The organism is Seongchinamella sediminis (assembly GCF_003457605.1).
In the GTDB taxonomy this organism is placed as follows: domain Bacteria; phylum Pseudomonadota; class Gammaproteobacteria; order Pseudomonadales; family Halieaceae; genus Halioglobus; species Halioglobus sediminis.
Genome location: NZ_QRAN01000004.1, coordinates 243,547 through 259,710 on the forward strand (window position 1 = coordinate 243,547; position 16,164 = coordinate 259,710).

The window sequence follows — 16,164 nt, forward strand, 5'->3', positions numbered from 1 at the left end:
AAGCCCGCCTTTCAGAGTGCGTGAAGCCCGACCTCAGCCAGACTGGCGTGCCTTCAGTGCGTCCTTCACCGTGTCGCGCAGTTTGCGCAGCGAAGCCTCGGTGGTCTCCCAGTCAATACAGCCATCCGTAACCGAAACGCCGTACTGGAGATCATCGAGATTGTCCGGAATCGACTGGTTGCCCGCGTGGATATTGGATTCGATCATCAGGCCGACAATGGAGTCATTGCCCTCCAGCACCTGGTTGCCCACGTTTTCCACCACCAGCGGTTGCAGCTCCGGCTGCTTGTTGGAATTGGCATGGGAGCAGTCAACCATGATGTTTTTCGCCAGCCCGGCCTTTTCCAGGGCCTCCTCACACAGGCGGATATGAACCGAGTCGTAGTTCGGGCCGCTGCTGCCGCCGCGCAGGACAATATGGCCGTGCCGGTTGCCCTTGGTGGTGAACACCGAAACCTGGCCCAGGTGGTTGATGCCGAGAAAACGGTGGGGCTTGGATACCGAGTTGAGCGCGTTGGTGGCCACCGTCAACCCACCGTCGGTGCCATTCTTGAAACCGACGGCGGAGGACAGGCCGCTGGCCATCTCCCGGTGGGTCTGGGACTCGGTAGTGCGGGCGCCAATGGCTGACCAGCTGATCAGGTCCTGCAGGTACTGGGGGGAAATCGGGTCCAGCGCCTCGGTGGAGGTGGGCAGACCCAGTTCCAGGATATCCAGCAGCAGTTTGCGACCGATATGCAGGCCTTCCTCGATCTTGAACGAGTCATCCAGGTGGGGGTCGTTGATCAGGCCTTTCCAGCCCACGGTGGTGCGCGGCTTTTCAAAGTACACACGCATGACGATGTACAGGCTGTCCTCAAGCTCATCGGCCAGCGCTTTCAGTTTGCGGGCATAGTCCATGGCGGCCTTGGGGTCATGGATGGAGCAGGGGCCGACCACGACGAACAGCCGATGATCCTTGCGGTCGAGGATGTCCCAGATCACCTGGCGACTGTCGGCCACGGTCTGGCTGACGGCCGCGGACATCGGCAGTGCGTCCCACAGCTGCTCCGGCGTCACCAGTACACCCTGGGAATCGACGTTGATGTTGTGGACTTCGTTGTTGCTCATGCCTGTTACCTGATACAGTAAATCCCCGCTCCGGGGCCCGATACGTTGTTTGAAGGCGGGCCATTCTATAGCAGAGTCCGGCATTTGGGTAGGCGCCATCCGGGCGCGGCAGGAGGCTTTGGTGCCCACGAACAGTTCCCCCCTTTTTGATCTGGGCAGGCTGCAAGCCCTGCTTGACGACGGCGTCCTGCTGCTGACGCCAAACCTGCGCCTGGCACGTCGCATCAAGGCGGAATGGGATCGGCAACAAATGGGCGCCGGCAAACAGGTATGGCGCCCCGCCGCCGTGAAGGCGCTCGAGCACTGGCTGGAACAGTGCTGGCAGGCGGCGGTGAACAAGGGCCAGGTCGAGGCAGGGCGGGTGTTGACCGGCCAGCAGGAGTCGGAGCTGTGGCGGCTGGTGATCGAGGATGATCGGGCGCAACACGGCGAATACAGCCTGTTGCAGAGCGGCTCGGCCGCCGACCTCGCCCGCCAGGCCCGTGACAACCTGCTGCGGGCGCAGCTGGACATGGCCCGGCCCGCGGTGGCCAGCGAGTTTCGCCTGGACCCCGATTGCAGCACCTTCCAGCGCTGGCTGCAGGCCTTTGAACAGCGGCTGGCGCAACTGCAGGCGCTGACGACGGTTGACCGCCTGGTGGCGCTGGCCGGTGTGGCTGCAGGCGGGGAGCTGCCGCGGGTAGCCCTGGTTGACTTCGATGACGTGACCCCACTGCACCGGGCCTGTCTCAAGCGGCTGGCGACTGAGGTGGTCGAGGTCGCCAGCGCGGCGGGCGAGGCTCCCCTGGTGGCCCGCAGCTATCCGGACCGGCAGGCAGAGCTGGGCGCCGTCGCCCGGTGGGCGGCGGAGCAGTACCGTCAGCGGCCGCAGGCGCGGCTGGGGATACTGCTGGCGGACATGCACGCTGACCGGGCGCCGCTTGAGTACCTGTTGCGCCGGGAGTTTGATTGCCTCGGCGAAAATTACACGGCCCTGCCGGTCAATTTCTCCACCGGCATCAGCCTGGACCGGGCCCCGGTGGTGCGCGATGCCCTGCGGGTGCTGGCGAGCTGCGGCAGCCAGCTGCCCATGGCCGATATCCTCGGCCTGGTCCGCTCGCGCTTCGTCGCGCTGCCTGACCGGGACGATGCGCGCTGCGTGAAGCTGCTGCAGCAGTTGTTCGAGGACGGCGCGGAGCAGGTCGATAGCGGCCGGCTGCGCTACCTTGCCAGGCGGGTAAAAGTGGCCGACGAGCAGGGCCTCAGCCTCGGTACAGTCTTATCCCAGTGCAGCGAAATGCGCCTGCAGCGGCTGCGGCAAGCGCCCTCCGCCTGGGTTGCCGACCTGACCCGGGTGCTGGACGCCTGGGGCTGGCCCGGCTCCGGCCCGCTGGATTCCCTGGAGTACCAGCAGGTGGAATCCTGGTACCGGGTGCTGGAGACTTTCGCTTCCCACGACTCCCTTTGCGGCGAGCTGGACCTGGGTCCGGCGGTGGCCCTGCTGCAACGCTGCTGCCAGGCGCAGGTATCACAGCCCCAGACCGCCGACAGTCGTATCCAGGTGCTGGGGCCGCTGGAAGCGGCAGGGCTGCAGTTCGACGATATCTGGTTTTGCGGCCTGCAGGGTAGCCGCTGGCCGGCGCCGGCCAGGCCCAACCCCTTTATTCCCATGGTGCTGCAGCGCAGGCATGAAATGCCGCACAGCAGCAGTGAGCGCGAGTGGCAGTATGCCGCGACGCTGATGCGCCAGTACCGTGCCGGCTGCCGGCACATGACCGGAAGCTACGCCCGCCAGCTGGACGGCGCCCCGGAACTGCCCAGCCCACTGCTGCGGGGCGCCAGCCTGGACGCTGTGGATACCGCCGCCGGGCCACCCGCCCAGTGGCTGCAACTGGCCGGCGAGGCGCAGCTACTGTACCGCCGCGACCATCAGGCGCCGCCCCTGACGGAGGCTGAGCTGGCCGCCGTTCGCGGCGGCAGCGGTATCATCCAGGCCCAGGCGAACTGCCCGTTCCAGGCCTTTGCCGGCAAACGGCTGCGGCTGGAACCGCTGGCCGACACCCGGGCCGGGCTCAGTGCGGCCGACCGCGGCAGTATTCTGCACGACGCCCTGTATGCCCTCTGGGGCAGCCTGGAAAACAGCGACCGGCTGCACGCCGCCGACGAGGCGGCTATCGCCGCGGCGGTGGGCAGCGCCGTCGACAGTGCGCTGGCGGCGGTGCCCGAGGGCCTGCGCCAGCTGGTCGGCATGCACTGCCTGGACCTGGAGCGGGAGCGCCTGCGGCAGCTGCTGCAGGAGTGGCTGCAACTGGAGCGCAGCCGGGCACCGTTTACCGTGATCGCCCGGGAAGCCCCGCTGAGTTTCAGGCTGGGCGAACTGGAACTGAAGCTGCGGGTGGACCGGATCGACGAGCTCGGCGACGGTTCCCGCCTGCTGATCGATTACAAGTCCGGCCGCAACAGCCTGGCCCACTGGCTGGGGGAGCGCCCGTCACAGCCGCAGTTGCCGCTGTACGGGCTGGCGTCCCCGGTCGCGGCGCTGGCATTTGCCGAGGTCAGGCCCCGCCAGAGCCGCTTTCTGGGACTCGGGCAGGTGAGCGGTGTCAGCGGCGTCCAGGATGATATAGCAAAGGGCGTGAAGCGCTATTCCGCCTGCGAGGACTGGGATTCCCTGCTCGGCGAGTGGCAGCGCAACCTGTCGCGCCTGGCGGAGGATTTTATCGCCGGCGAGGCCGCGGTAGATCCGCTGGCCAGCGCCTGTAATTTCTGTGGCCTGGACGCCCTGTGCCGGGTCGCCGTTGCTGGGGAGGACGGGGCGTGACCATTGCCGATGCCAGGGAGCGCGCCGAAGCGCTGGATGTCAGCCGCAGTTTCTGTGTCACCGCGCCGGCGGGCTCGGGCAAGACCGAACTGCTGATCCAGCGTCTGCTGGGGCTGCTGGGCAGGGTGCAGCGTCCGGAACAGGTGCTGGCCATTACCTTTACCCGCAAGGCCGCCGCCGAAATGCGCGAGCGGGTGCTGCAGGCCCTGGAGGCAGCCCGGCAGGGATTGCCGGTAGCCGGTGCTCACCAGCAGGTCACGCGCGAGCTCGCGCTGGCAGCCCTGCGCAGAAGCGACGCTGAAAACTGGCACCTGTCGCGGGACATCTCCCGCCTCAATATCAAGACCATCGACAGTTTCTGTGCCGGACTGACCCGGCAAATGCCAATCCTCAGCCGCTTTGGCGGCCAGGTGCAGGCAGTGGACGATGCCGCGCCCCTGTACCGGGAAGCGGTGGCCGAACTGTTTTCACTGGTCGGCTCCCGGCGCCCGGAAGCGCAGGACCTCGATCAACTGCTGCTGCACTTTGACAACAACTGGGAACGGCTGAGCGAATTGCTGGTGACCATGCTGGCCAAGCGCGACCAGTGGCACGACTACATGGGGGCCCGGCGTTCGTCCGCTGACGCCGAGCGGGCGCTGCGGCACACCGTGGCGTCGGTGATCAGCGAAACCCTGGGCGAACTGGCGACCCTGCTGGATCCCTGGCAGGACGAACTGCTGGACCTGTTCTGCTACGCCAGGCAAAACCTGGGTGAGAGTGTGCCGGCGGAATTTCCCGCGGCCAGCGCCGATAAGCTCGAGCAGTGGCGCTCTCTGGGGCAGATGCTGTTGACCCAGGGTGGCAGCTTCCGCAAGTCGGTGACGGTCAACAACGGCTTTCCCACCGGCAGCGACGAGGCCAGGGAGCGCAAGGAACATTTCAAGGACCTGGTCACCCGGATGAGCGCGGTGCCAGGGTTGGCCGCGGACCTGGCGGCGCTGTCCTCGCTGCCCAGCATGGACAATCACAGTGAGGCCTGGCAACTGGTGCTGCACCTCTCCCACGTGCTGCCGCTGTTGGCCGCCTGCCTGTTGCTGGTGTTCGAGCGCCGCGGCGTGGTGGATCACAGCCAGGTCGCGTTGTCGGCACTCGATGCCCTGGGGGAGGATGACGCCCCCACCGAACTGGCCTTGCGTCTCGATTACAGTATCGAACACATTCTCGTGGATGAGTTCCAGGATACGGCCATCAACCAGTACCGGCTGGTCACCCGCCTGACCCGGGGCTGGGCGGAACACAATGAAAGCAATCCGCTAAATCCGCGTACGGTGTTTATCGTCGGTGACGGCATGCAGTCTATCTACGGTTTCCGCAACGCCAATGTGGGACTGTTTCTCAAGGCCAGAGAAGAGGGTTTCAACGGCCTGGTGCCGGAAACCCTGGCCCTGCGCTGCAACTTTCGCTCGCAGCAGGGCGTGGTCGACTGGGTCAACGCCACCTTCAGCATTGCGTTTCCCAGCGAGGACAACGTCCGCCGCGGGCGGGTGAGTTTTACCGATGCGGTAGCGGTGAAGGAGCCGGGCGAGCAGCCCGCGGTGTCCCTGAACGCCTTCTGGGGCGAGCAGGCGCGGGACCAGGAAGCCCGGTGGTTATTAGCCCAGCTCAGGGACGGGCTGGCGGATCCGCAGCTGCAGAGCATCGCCATCCTCGGCCGCAGCCGCGGGCAGCTGGCGCCTGTCCTGCAGCTGCTGCGCCATCAGGGGCTGCCCTTTGCGTCACAGGAAATGGACGCGCTGGCGGGCTCACCCGCCATCGTCGACCTGATGACGCTCTGTCGGGTGCTGGCCAATCCGGCGGACCGGGTCGCCGCTTACGCCCTGTTGCGGGCGCCCTGGTGCGCCCTGTCGCTGGCTGATCTCGCGGCGCTGTCGGCGGCCTCGAGCGAGCCACGCTTGCAGAACATTCCGGCACTGCTGGGCAGTGGCCAGGTGCCCGGTGGCATGAGCGCGGAGGGCGCGGCACGCCTGTCCCGGGTCGGCCAGTGCCTGCGCTGGGCCGAGCAGAAACGTGACCGGCTGTCACTGCGGGTGTGGGTAGAGCAGCTGTGGCAGTTCCTCGGTGGCCCAGGCTGCCTGCGCGAGACTCGCTTTCTCGCTGATGCCGAGCGTTTTCTCGGTCTGCTGCAGGACGCAGACGCGGAAGGCATAGGCCTCGATGTGCAGTGGCTCGAGCAGCGCATAGCCCGGCTGTACGCCTCCGGCGACGACCCGGATGCGCGGCTGCAGGTGATGACCCTGCACAAGTCCAAGGGCCTGGAATTCGACTGGGTGCTGATTCCCGCCCTGGGGCAGGCCACTCGCGGCGACAGCCGTGATCTGCTGCTGTGGGACGAATACAACAGCAGTGCTGGGGAACGGGGTTTCCTGCTGGCAGCCGACGACCACTCCGATGACAAGACGCCGGGGCTGTACAACTTCCTGAAAAAACAACGGCGGGAAAAGTACCGTCTGGAAACCACGCGCCTGCTCTATGTCGGCGCTACCCGGGCCATCAAGCGGCTCACGCTCAGTGCCTGCCTGGGCGGCGGTGACGATTGCGCCGAGGGTGAGCAGCCGGACCTGCGGCCGCCCGGCGATGGCGCTCTGCTGGCGCCGATCTGGCCGGTATTTGAGCAGCAGATGGTGGTGCACGCTCCTGCCGCGCTGGAACGGGAGCGGCAGCGGGGCCCCGCTGGCCTGCTGAGCCTGCAGTCACTCCCCGCCGCACCTGTTGCGGCAGCTGTCGCCGAGGCCGGCGCCAACCTGCCGGTCCCGGCCCTCAACTGGCGGGAACGTCACGTGGGCACGGTTATCCATGAGCTGCTGGAAGCCCTGAGCCTTGAGCGGGACCTGCCCCAGGCGCTGCCGGCGGCGCTGCTGGAGCGGGCGCAACAACGGCTTGCCGCGCTGGGCCTGGCGGGCGAGGCACTTGGCGACGCCCGGGAGCGGGTGGCAGCGGCTGTGCAGCGGACCCTGGCCGACGAGCGCTGCGGCCGCTGGCTGTTGGCCTCCTCACATGAGCAGGCCCACAGCGAACTGGCGTTGACGCTGGACGATGGCGGTATCGCACGCGATATCGTGATCGACCGCACCTTTGTCGACGCTGCCAGCGGGGTGCGCTGGGTCATTGACTACAAGAGCAGCGGGCCCGCCGCGGGTGTTGCGCAGCAGGAATTCCTGGCCGACGAGAGTGAGCGCTACCGTCAGCAACTGGCGCTTTATCGCTGTGCCGTGCAGGGGCTGGGGCCAGAGCCGGTGCGTTGCGCCCTGTACTTTACCAGCCTGGGCCTGCTCCACCCGGTAGACGCGCCGCCCTAGTCGAAGCGGGCGATAACGTCATCGGCAAAGCGGCGGATGGCGTCCTGCTTGTCCGCCAGGGCATCGCTGTCACCGTGATAAAAGGGCCAGGGCATGGTCATGATGTGGGTGACCCCCGCATCCTCCAGCCGCCGGTAGCCGTCTATATCCCAGGCGTCGGAAGGGGTGGCCATGACCTCAAACGGTTCCCTGTCGCGACCGTACTCGCTGCGCCAACGGCGAATGCTGGCAATGCAGTCGACGATCTCGGCCGATGTCTGCAGGTCGGAGACCCAGCCATCCGCGAGTCGCGCCGCCCGACGCATGGCCGGCTCGGATATACCGCCGATCCAGATCGGGATGGGGGCGGTGGGAGCCGGGTTCATTTCCATGGGCTCGAACTGGTAATAGCTGCCGCGGTAACTGACCATTTCCCCGGTCCACAGCAGGCGCATGATTTCGATTATCTCGTCCGTGCGCTTGCCGCGGGTAGTGAAGTCCTGTTCCATCAGCGCGAATTCATCCCGCGACCAGCCCACACCGAAAGCGGGGGTGATGCGGTTGTTGGAGATAATCGCGGCGGTGCTGATGGCCTTGGCCGCCAGGTAGGGATTGCGCATGGGCAGCACAAACACATTGTTGGTGAAACGCAGTCGGCTGGTGATGGCCGCCAGTGCCCCGATGGTTACCCATGGGTCGGGCCAGTCGGTATACGCCTGCCAGCGGCGAGTGCCGTCGCTGGTATAGGGGTAGGGGGTGCTGATGTTTTCCGGGTGCACCACGTGATCGGAGAATGACATGGCGTGCCAGCCGTGGGTGTCGGCGACCGGCGCCAGTTCGGTGAGGTGCGCCACCGTGCTGAAGGAGGTAGAAAGAACAAACTTCACCCGCTGCTCCCTGTATTATTGACTTTCCTTTTATAGTTGTTCAGCTGTCACAACGCGCAGACCCGGTTGATCCAGCGCGGGACGGGGCAGATAACATAGCCCCCGGCGCTGTGCTTAGCAAGCGCCCGCGGCCCGCCAGATAATGAACTTGTTGTTCTGGGCCAGTCTCTCCACCTGGCGGAACCGGCGCCTGAGCCCGGGCCCGTAATGCAGGTGGCGATTGGCGACCAGCAGCAGGCTGCCAGCGGTACGCAGGCGCGCGGCAGCCTGTTGCAATAGCCTCTTCCCCGCGTAGTCATCGACTGTATGGCCGAGGTGAAAAGGGGGATTGCAGAGCACCAGGTCGAAGCGGTCCGCGCAGGCCAGGAGTCCATCCCCGTGATGAAAAACCGGCTCTGCTCCCGGCAGCAGGCGCGCGCAATTGGCGCGGGCTGAGGCAATGGCCATTGCCGATTCGTCGGCAAACAGCATGCTGGAGGCAATGCCCTGGCGCAGGGCCGCAATGCCCAGTACGCCGTTGCCGCAGGCCAGGTCAGCGGCGTGTCCTGCCGGTCCCAGCTGCTTGAGGTGTTGCAGCAGAAAGCGACTGCCAATGTCCAGCCGGTCGCCGCTGAACACGTTGGGCAGGGCGGTGAGTTCACCGCCGGCGGGCTCGCAGTAATAGCCTCTCAATGCGGGTGTCGCCGGCGCAGGCCGGCCGCTGGTCAGGGCGGTAAACAGGCGCGCCTTGCGCTGGCCCCGGTGGCGCTGCACCTGGTCACAATACTGCTCCATGATGTCGCCAGTCTGGGGGGACAGGTGCTTGTCCATGCCGGCGCAGTGTAGTCTGCTACCCGCGGGCAGGGCCGCGTTGAGCCGGGCCAGCTGGTACTCAAAGTAGGGCAGGGACTTGGGCACTCGCATGAACACCCGGTCAAAGGGGCCGGACGGTGGCCCGGTGCTCCAGATGATTACCGGCGCAGTGATCCCGTTGCGCCGGCAGTTGCTGGCCGTTGCTGCCGCGGCGAGGGCCGAGTCGGTCCACAGAGCGGCCGGCGCCAGGGCGGTGGAAAGCGCACCGTGCTCGTCATTGGCCACCAGGCAGGGTCCGGAGTCCCCCTGGGCCGCTTCCAGCAGCAGCAGGTCGGCGCTGGTCCATGCCTGCAGGGGTTCCTGCTTGCGGCCCGGATAGCGCCGCAGTTCGAAGCACCCCTGGGGGCAGTCCAGGCGGACAGGCGCGGAAGCCGCCATGGCTCCGGCTAGCTGCCGCCCACGTACAGGGTGAGTCGTTGCCCGGGCTGCAGGTACTCACCGGGGTCAAGCGAGTTCCAGGCGATGATGTCGTTGACCGAAACGTTGAACTTGCCGGCGATCCGGTACAGGGAGTCACCCCGGCGCACCCGGTAACCCCGGCGCTGGCGCTCCTCGCGGGATACCATCGCCATACTGCTGGCCCAGTCGCTGCCATAGGGGATCATCAGGGTATCACCGGCGCGAATCATGCTGCCGCGGATGTTGTTTACCTCCCGTAACAGGCCCACCTCGGTATCAAATTTTTTGGCGATGCGAATAAGGTTGTCGCCGCTGCGAATGCGGTAGTGCTCCCAGCGCACCCGGTCCGCCTCGGTCAGGCCGGCAACGCCCTCGGCGAAGCGGACTTCCGTGCCCGGTGGCAGCAGCAGTTCCTGGGCGACGTCCGGGGAGGTGGCCCAGCGCAGCTGGCCGGGGTTGAGTGCCCTGAGCACGTGCATCTCCACCTCTGCCAGCGCCGCGGCCCGGGCCAGTTCGATCTGGCCGCCGGTAGTGGCTACCACGAAGGCAGGCTTGTTGGGGACCCGGGGGATTTCGACCTCAAAGGCTTCCGGGTAGGCCACGATCTGGGTCAGGGCGATCAGCCGGGGCACGTAGTGGCGCGTTTCCCGGGGCAGTTTCAGTGACCAGTAATCCGTGGGCTTGCCGGCGGCCCTGTTGGAGCGTTGCGCCCGCGACACCCGGCCCTTGCCGGAGTTGTAGGCCGCCAGCGCCAGCATCCAGTCGTTGTCGAACTCGGCGTACAGCGACTCCAGGTAATCCAGCGCGATACGGGTGGAATCGCGAATGTCCCGGCGCCCGTCGTACCACCAGTTCTGTTCCAGGCCGAGGTACTGGCCAGTGGCCGGCATGATTTGCCACAGACCGGCCGCCCGTTCCGACGAGGTGGCAAATGGATTGAGTGTGCTTTCCACCAGCGGCAGCAGGGCCAGCTCTATCGGCAGCTCCCGGCGTTCTACCTCCTCGACGATGTAGTAGAGATAGAGGCGGGCCCGCTCGGCCACCACGGGCAGGTAGTTGGGCTGGCGCAAATAGGCATCCCGGGCGTCACCCACCTGCGTATTGTGGATGGTTTGCCAGCTCAGCTGGCGCCGGATGCGCTCCCAGAGGTCTTTTGGCGGCTTGCGAGTCGCCTTTGCCACTGCCTGCTTCTCGACCTCCGCCGGGGCGGGCTGTGTCTTGATAGCGGCAGCGCCGGGGCTGGTGTCGGTGCTTTCCGGGGTCGGCATGGACTGGCACGCGGACAGCCATACAGACATAGAAATAGCGACAAGAAGCGTTTTTAACATATTGATATTTCGTTGATTAATCGACTTTTTTGTTTGCTTGTCTGGGGTGGCGTAACGACTCAATCTAAATCCACAGTCGTCATTGGAGCCAGTTATTTCTGCCGGATTATTCAGAAATTGTCCTTCCAGGCCCGCACGGTGGCGAACACGGCCGCGGGCGAAGCATCCTCCAGTCGCTGCTGGGCCTGCAGCGCGGCCTGCAGCTCGGCGCTGTCGCAACGGACAAAGGGATTGGTGGCCCGCTCCAGGGCCAGGGTCGAGGGCACGGTAGCCTCGCCGCGGTCGCGCGCAGCGCGGGCTTCGGCCATGCGGCGGGCCAGGGCCTCGTTGTCGGGCTCCACGGCCTGGGCAAAGGCCAGGTTGGCCAGGGTGTATTCATGAGCGCAGTAGACCCTGGTCGATGCCGGCAGTTCCATCAGTGACTGCAGGGAGCGGTGCATCATCGGCGCCGTCCCCTCGAACAGCCGGCCGCAGCCGCCGGCAAACAGGGTGTCGCCACAGAACAGCAGCGGCGTGTCGCCGCCGGCAAAATAGGCGATGTGATCCAGCGTGTGACCCGGCACTTCCATTACCGAGAACGACTGGCCCAGGACGTCGACCCGGTCGCCGGCTGTCACCCGGCGGTCAATACCTTCAATTGCGGGGTTGTCGGGACCGTACACCAGCGGCTGGTGGGCCGCCTTGAGTTCGGCCAGCCCCCCCACGTGGTCGAAGTGGTGGTGGGTGATGAGTATGCCGACCAGGTCCAGTTCCTCGGCCGCCAGGGCCTGCTCAACCACGGTGGCGTCGCCCGGGTCGACCACAAAGGCCTGCCGGTGCTCATCAGCGGTGATGAGCCAGATGTAGTTGTCGCTGAATGCTTCGATGGGGCGGATATTGAGCATGGCTTACCGTTTCAAAAGGGGGGAAATGCAGTACCATGGGGCCTGAACTGATCTAGGGAGGCAGTCCGGCGCCATGAGCGGGCAGTTTAACGACATTTTGCGAGAACTGGAATCCTGGTACCGCCGCGACCGGGGTCAATACCTGCTGTCCAGGCTGCGCGCGGAGCTTAGCCCCTTCCTCGACAACGCCTTTGGCTACCACATCCTGCAGATTGGCCCCTTGCAGGGCGAGCCGCTGTTCGGCGACTGCCGGATCCACCACCGGGTGCAGGCCTGCAACCGGCCGGGTTCGGATATTGGCCTGGTTTGCGAGTCCGGGGAGATACCGCTGGAGAGCGACAGTGTCGACGTCATCCTCGCCCATCACAGTCTCGAATTCGTGGCCAATCCTCACCAAGTTCTGCGCGAGCTGCAGCGGGTGCTGACCCCCCAGGGCCAGCTGCTGTTGATTGGCTTCAATCCCTACAGCCTGCGTGGGGTGGTGACCAGGGTCCGCGGGCTGTCGCGCAAATCGCCCTGGCACGGACATTTCCCGGTGAGCAACAGCCGCCTGGCCGACTGGCTGCACCTGCTTAATTTTGAACTGTGCGAGCACGCCCACGTCTATGCAGTACCGCCGGTGGGCAGCGGCAGGGTGCGGCGGATGACAGAGTCGCTGGATAACTGGTGCCAGCAGCACCGGCTGCCCATTGGCGGGCTCTACCTGCAGCGGGCGATCAAGCAGGTGGCGGCGCAGAACCGGCCACGCTCGAGGCTGCGCCGGCACGGTGAGAAACTGATCGACCTGGCGGTGCCCAGGCCGGGCGTCGCTCCCACACCCGCACCCAATGCCCCCACCCGGACCCCGGGTGCTGCCGCGCGCCGGGCGACCGGAGAGCTGTTGCATTGAAGCAGGTTGAAATCTTTACCGACGGGGCCTGTCGCGGTAACCCGGGACCCGGCGGTTGGGGGGTGTTGCTGCGTTTCCAGGGGAACGAGAAAAAGCTCTGGGGCGGCGAGGCCGAGACCACCAATAACCGCATGGAACTGCAGGCGGCAATCGAGGGGCTGCGCGCGCTGAAGGAGCCCTGCCGGGTGGTATTGACCACCGATTCGGTTTACGTGAAAAACGGCATCACCAGCTGGCTCCCGGGCTGGAAACGCAAGGGCTGGAAAACCGCCAGCAGGAAACCGGTGAAAAACGTCGACCTCTGGCAGGCCCTGGACGAACAGAGTCAGCGCCACCAGGTGGACTGGCACTGGGTCAAGGGCCACAGCGGGCACCGGGAAAACGACATCGCCGATCAGCTGGCCAACCGCGGCATCGACGAACTGGCCTGAACAGAACAGAACAGAACAGGGAATAAGCGTTACGTGAGACAAATTGTCCTCGATACTGAAACCACTGGCCTGGAGGTATCCCAGGGCCACCGGATCATCGAAATCGGCTGCGTGGAAATAGATACCCGGCGGTTGACCGGAAACCACTATCACCAGTACATCAACCCCGGGCGGGAAATCGACCAGGGCGCCATCGAGGTGCACGGCATTACCAACGAGTTTCTTGCCGATAAACCTGCATTCGAACGGGTGGTCAGCGAGTTCCTGGCCTTTATCGAGGGTGCGGAGCTGGTCATCCACAATGCCCCCTTTGACCTGGGCTTCCTCAACAGCGAAATCCAGCGACTGGACCCGGATGCCGTTGCGCTGGAGGAGCGCTGCAGGGTGGTCGATACCCTGGTGATGGCCCGGGGCAAGCACCCCGGCCAGCGCAACAGCCTGGACGCCCTGTGCCAGCGGTACCACGTCGACAACTCACAGCGGGACCTGCACGGGGCCCTGCTGGACGCCGAGATTCTGGCCGACGTTTACCTCACGATGACCGGCGGCCAGACGACCTTTCAGTTGTCTGACAATGATTCCGACGGTGAGGGTGGGGCCCGGCGCGCCGAGCGCATTATTCGCCTGCCCGCGGACCGGGCGCCGCTGCCGGTAATCCCGGCGTCTGCGGATGAACTGGCTGCCCACCAGGCCCAGTTACAGGCCATAGCCGCTGCCAGCGGGGGCCGGGTGCTGTGGCAGGAACTGGGGAGCGCCGGGCCGGAGAGCGGTCCGGCGGGATAACTCAGATAAACAGGCTCACGCAGGCCAGGCCAACACCGCCCAGAACCAGGGTGTAGGGCAGGGCCATGATGACCATGCGGCCGTAGGACAGGCGAATCAGCGGTGCCAGCTGCGAGGTGAGCAGGAACAGGAACGCCGCCTGGCCGTTGGGCGTGGCCACCGAGGGCAGGTTGGTGCCAGTGTTGATAGCCACCGCCAACTGGTCGAATTCCGTGCGGCTGATGGTTCCGGCGTCCAGCGCATTCTTGACCTCGGTGATGTAAACCGTGGCCACAAACACATTGTCGCTAATCATCGATAAAACGCCATTGGCGAGGAAGAACATGGCCGGACGGATGGTGGCCTCCATGGCCAACACCGTATCGATCACCGGGGTAAACAGGTGCTGTTCGTGAATGACCGCAACAATGGAGAAAAATACCACCAGCAGGGCGGTAAAGGGCAGGGCCTCTTCGAAGGCGTGACCAATCTGGTGTTCCTCGACAACGCCGTTAAAGGCGGTGAGCAGGACAATAATCATCAGCCCGACCAGGCCCACGGCCGCCAGGTGCAGGGCCAGTGACAGCACCAGGATAACGGCTGCCAGGGCCTGTATCGCCAGACGGGCATTGGTGCGTGAATTACGCTGCGACTGCTCATTGGCCTCGAACTCTTCCAGCACCGCCCGCACCCTCGGGGGCAACTGGGCGCCGTAACCGAACTTGCCCGAGACTTCCAGCAGCAGGCAGGTCAGCAGGCCACAGGTCAGCACGGGGAGGGTGACAGGCGCCATGATGGTAACGAATTTGACAAAGTCCCACTTCGCCACCGTGGCGATCAGCAGGTTCTGGGGCTCGCCCACCAGAGTGCACACGCCACCGAGGGCGGTGCCAACGGCGCCGTGCATCAACAGGCTGCGCAGGAAGCCCCGAAACTCCTCCAGATCGTCCCGGTTGTCCTCCTGAATCGACTCGTCCTGGGAGTGATCGTGGTCTTCCTGGCCGAGCCCCTTGCCGGAAGCGACCTTGTGATACACCGAATAGAAACCCACGCCGACGCTGATCAGCACGGCGGTCACGGTCAGCGCATCGAGGAAGGCGGACAGCATCGCGGCGGTGATGGAGAACAGCAGCGACAGGACAATCTTGGACTTGACCTTGAGCAGGATCTTGGTGAACACGAACAGCAGCATCTCTTTCATGAAGTAAATGCCGGCCACCATGAACATCAGCAGCAGAATCACCTCGAAGTTGGCGAGGGTTTCCTCGAACACCATTTGCGGGCTGGTCATGCCGAGGATTATCGCCTCCAGGGCGAGCAGGCCGCCGGGCTGCAGTGGATAACAGCGCAGGGCCAGGGCGAGGGTGAAAATGAACTGCGCTATCAGGAACCAGCCGGTGACAAAGGGCCCCAGGAGGTAGAGCGAGACCGGATTCAGGGCCAGGAAAGCGATGATGGTCTGCTTGTACCAGACAGGTGATGATCCCAGGAAGTTTTTCCACAGGGCATTGCTTACAGAGTCACTCATAGCGGCGGGATTTTCAGCGAGACTAAAACGGAGTGCGGATTCTACGCTAATTTTCGCCAGCTTGCCCTTCTACTATAGTGGCATATATTGCCGGCCCTGAGCCCTTGAGTTGGGGCCGGTGGGGGCATACTATAGCCGGTCGTTTTGCCGATAGCCGTCCAACATGTTCCGCCCCGACAACCAGGCCCCTGATTCCCCGGCCAACGCCCTCCATATCGTGTTCCAGAACGGCAAGCTGGTGAGCAACATGCGCTCGTCGAGCCTCTGTTTGCTGGAGCAGACACTGGTTGAACAGGGCGGCTGGCAGGTGCGTAAACGCCACTTCATGGGCTACTGGCGCGAACAGCCCTGTTTCGCGGTGGAAATAGACGCCAGCCACCAGCTGGACCCCATGGACTACCAGCTGGGCAGCCTGTGGCAAATTCTCGGGCGCGTGGACGAACCACTGTTTTCCCTCGCCGGGCGCGCGGCACAGGTGCTGGCCTGGGAACGCGACCACCAGTTTTGCGGCCGCTGCGGTTCTCCCATGCGCCCACACCCGGCAGAGCGGGCGATGGTTTGCGAGCCCTGCGGTATGACCAATTACCCGCGCATCGCGCCCTGTATTATCGTGCTGGTGACCCGGGGCGAGGAAATGCTGCTGGCGCGGGCTGCCAATAATCCCCGGCCAATGTACAGTACCCTGGCGGGCTTCATCGAAGCAGGCGAGACAGCGGAAGAGACCCTGGTGCGCGAGGTCAGGGAAGAAGTTGGCCTGGAGGTTGGCGCGCTGCGCTATTTCCAGTCCCAGTCCTGGCCTTTTCCCAACCAGCTGATGCTCGGTTATTTTGCCGAGTACGCCGGCGGCGAAATAGTCTGCGAACCCGGCGAAATAGCCGATGCCCAGTGGTTCCACCCTCACAGCCTGCCAATGATTCCACCGCCGGCCTCGGTTGCCGGACAGCTGATTCAACACCACCTGCAATCCCTTTCCTGAG

12 protein-coding genes are annotated in these 16,164 nt (G+C 64.9%); 6 read left to right on the forward strand and 6 right to left on the reverse strand.

The window, feature by feature from the left end; genetic code table 11:
- Positions 1–33: 33 nt before the first annotated feature.
- Positions 34–1,110: a 3-deoxy-7-phosphoheptulonate synthase gene (locus DWB85_RS05750; protein WP_117953251.1), complete on the reverse strand. Its 1,077-nt coding sequence runs from the start codon at positions 1,108–1,110 to the stop codon at positions 34–36.
- Between the two features lie 121 nt (positions 1,111–1,231).
- On the opposite strand from DWB85_RS05750, the gene DWB85_RS05755 reads away from it, so the two are divergent.
- Both DWB85_RS05755 and DWB85_RS05760 read left to right on the forward strand, forming a co-directional pair.
- On the forward strand, positions 1,232–3,910 hold the full coding sequence (locus DWB85_RS05755) for a PD-(D/E)XK nuclease family protein (RefSeq protein ID WP_162846022.1): 2,679 nt from the start codon (positions 1,232–1,234) through the stop codon (positions 3,908–3,910).
- A complete protein-coding gene (locus DWB85_RS05760; protein ID WP_133300569.1) occupies positions 3,907–7,248 on the forward strand; it encodes a UvrD-helicase domain-containing protein in 3,342 nt (1,113 codons plus the stop codon). The genes DWB85_RS05755 and DWB85_RS05760 overlap by 4 nt, the downstream gene beginning before the upstream one ends.
- Here DWB85_RS05760 and DWB85_RS05765 read toward each other — a convergent pair.
- The 4 genes from DWB85_RS05765 to gloB form a co-directional block, all read right to left on the reverse strand.
- Positions 7,245–8,114, reverse strand: a complete 870-nt coding sequence (locus tag DWB85_RS05765; protein WP_117953254.1) for an LLM class F420-dependent oxidoreductase — start codon at positions 8,112–8,114, stop codon at positions 7,245–7,247. The genes DWB85_RS05760 and DWB85_RS05765 overlap by 4 nt on opposite strands.
- Positions 8,115–8,228: 114 nt before the next feature.
- A complete protein-coding gene (locus DWB85_RS05770) occupies positions 8,229–9,344 on the reverse strand; it encodes a class I SAM-dependent methyltransferase (protein ID WP_117953255.1) in 1,116 nt (371 codons plus the stop codon).
- Between the two features lie 8 nt (positions 9,345–9,352).
- Positions 9,353–10,633 (reverse strand): LysM peptidoglycan-binding domain-containing protein, encoded by a 1,281-nt coding sequence (locus DWB85_RS05775; RefSeq protein WP_239017229.1) that lies wholly within the window; start codon positions 10,631–10,633, stop codon positions 9,353–9,355.
- Positions 10,634–10,803: 170 nt separating this feature from the next.
- Positions 10,804–11,577: a hydroxyacylglutathione hydrolase gene (gene gloB / locus DWB85_RS05780; RefSeq protein ID WP_117953257.1), complete on the reverse strand. Its 774-nt coding sequence runs from the start codon at positions 11,575–11,577 to the stop codon at positions 10,804–10,806.
- A 73-nt stretch (positions 11,578–11,650) separates the two neighbouring features.
- Here gloB and DWB85_RS05785 point away from each other — a divergent pair, with 73 nt between their 5' ends.
- Genes DWB85_RS05785 through dnaQ form a run of 3 tightly spaced genes read left to right on the forward strand, consistent with a single transcriptional unit; the run spans position 11,651 to position 13,680 of the window.
- Complete coding sequence (locus tag DWB85_RS05785) at positions 11,651–12,466, forward strand: methyltransferase domain-containing protein (RefSeq protein WP_117953258.1); 816 nt, start codon at positions 11,651–11,653, stop codon at positions 12,464–12,466.
- Complete coding sequence (gene rnhA / locus DWB85_RS05790) at positions 12,463–12,897, forward strand: ribonuclease HI (protein WP_117953259.1); 435 nt, start codon at positions 12,463–12,465, stop codon at positions 12,895–12,897. Before DWB85_RS05785 ends, rnhA begins: the two co-directional genes overlap by 4 nt.
- A 33-nt stretch (positions 12,898–12,930) precedes the next feature.
- Positions 12,931–13,680 (forward strand): DNA polymerase III subunit epsilon, encoded by a 750-nt coding sequence (dnaQ, locus tag DWB85_RS05795; protein WP_117953260.1) that lies wholly within the window; start codon positions 12,931–12,933, stop codon positions 13,678–13,680.
- A 1-nt stretch (position 13,681) separates the two neighbouring features.
- Here dnaQ and nhaB read toward each other — a convergent pair whose 3' ends face one another.
- On the reverse strand, positions 13,682–15,187 hold the full coding sequence (gene nhaB, locus DWB85_RS05800; protein WP_117953261.1) for a sodium/proton antiporter NhaB: 1,506 nt from the start codon (positions 15,185–15,187) through the stop codon (positions 13,682–13,684).
- Positions 15,188–15,350: 163 nt separating this feature from the next.
- Between nhaB and nudC the strand changes: the two genes are divergently transcribed.
- Positions 15,351–16,163 carry an NAD(+) diphosphatase gene (gene nudC / locus DWB85_RS05805; RefSeq protein ID WP_117953262.1) on the forward strand — a complete coding sequence of 271 codons (813 nt, stop codon included), beginning with the start codon at positions 15,351–15,353 and terminating at the stop codon, positions 16,161–16,163.
- The last annotated feature ends 1 nt before the right edge of the window (position 16,164 follow it).

Coding starts and splice junctions, on each gene's coding strand:
- DWB85_RS05770 (WP_117953255.1), bottom strand. CDS start 9,344: ATGGCGGCTTCCGCGCCTGTCCGCCTGGACTGCCCCCAGGGGTGCTTC.
- DWB85_RS05775 (WP_239017229.1), bottom strand. CDS start 10,633: ATGCCGACCCCGGAAAGCACCGACACCAGCCCCGGCGCTGCCGCTATC.
- gloB (WP_117953257.1), bottom strand. CDS start 11,577: ATGCTCAATATCCGCCCCATCGAAGCATTCAGCGACAACTACATCTGG.
- DWB85_RS05750 (WP_117953251.1), bottom strand. CDS start 1,110: ATGAGCAACAACGAAGTCCACAACATCAACGTCGATTCCCAGGGTGTA.
- nudC (WP_117953262.1), top strand. CDS start 15,351: ATGTTCCGCCCCGACAACCAGGCCCCTGATTCCCCGGCCAACGCCCTC.
- DWB85_RS05785 (WP_117953258.1), top strand. CDS start 11,651: ATGAGCGGGCAGTTTAACGACATTTTGCGAGAACTGGAATCCTGGTAC.
- nhaB (WP_117953261.1), bottom strand. CDS start 15,187: ATGAGTGACTCTGTAAGCAATGCCCTGTGGAAAAACTTCCTGGGATCA.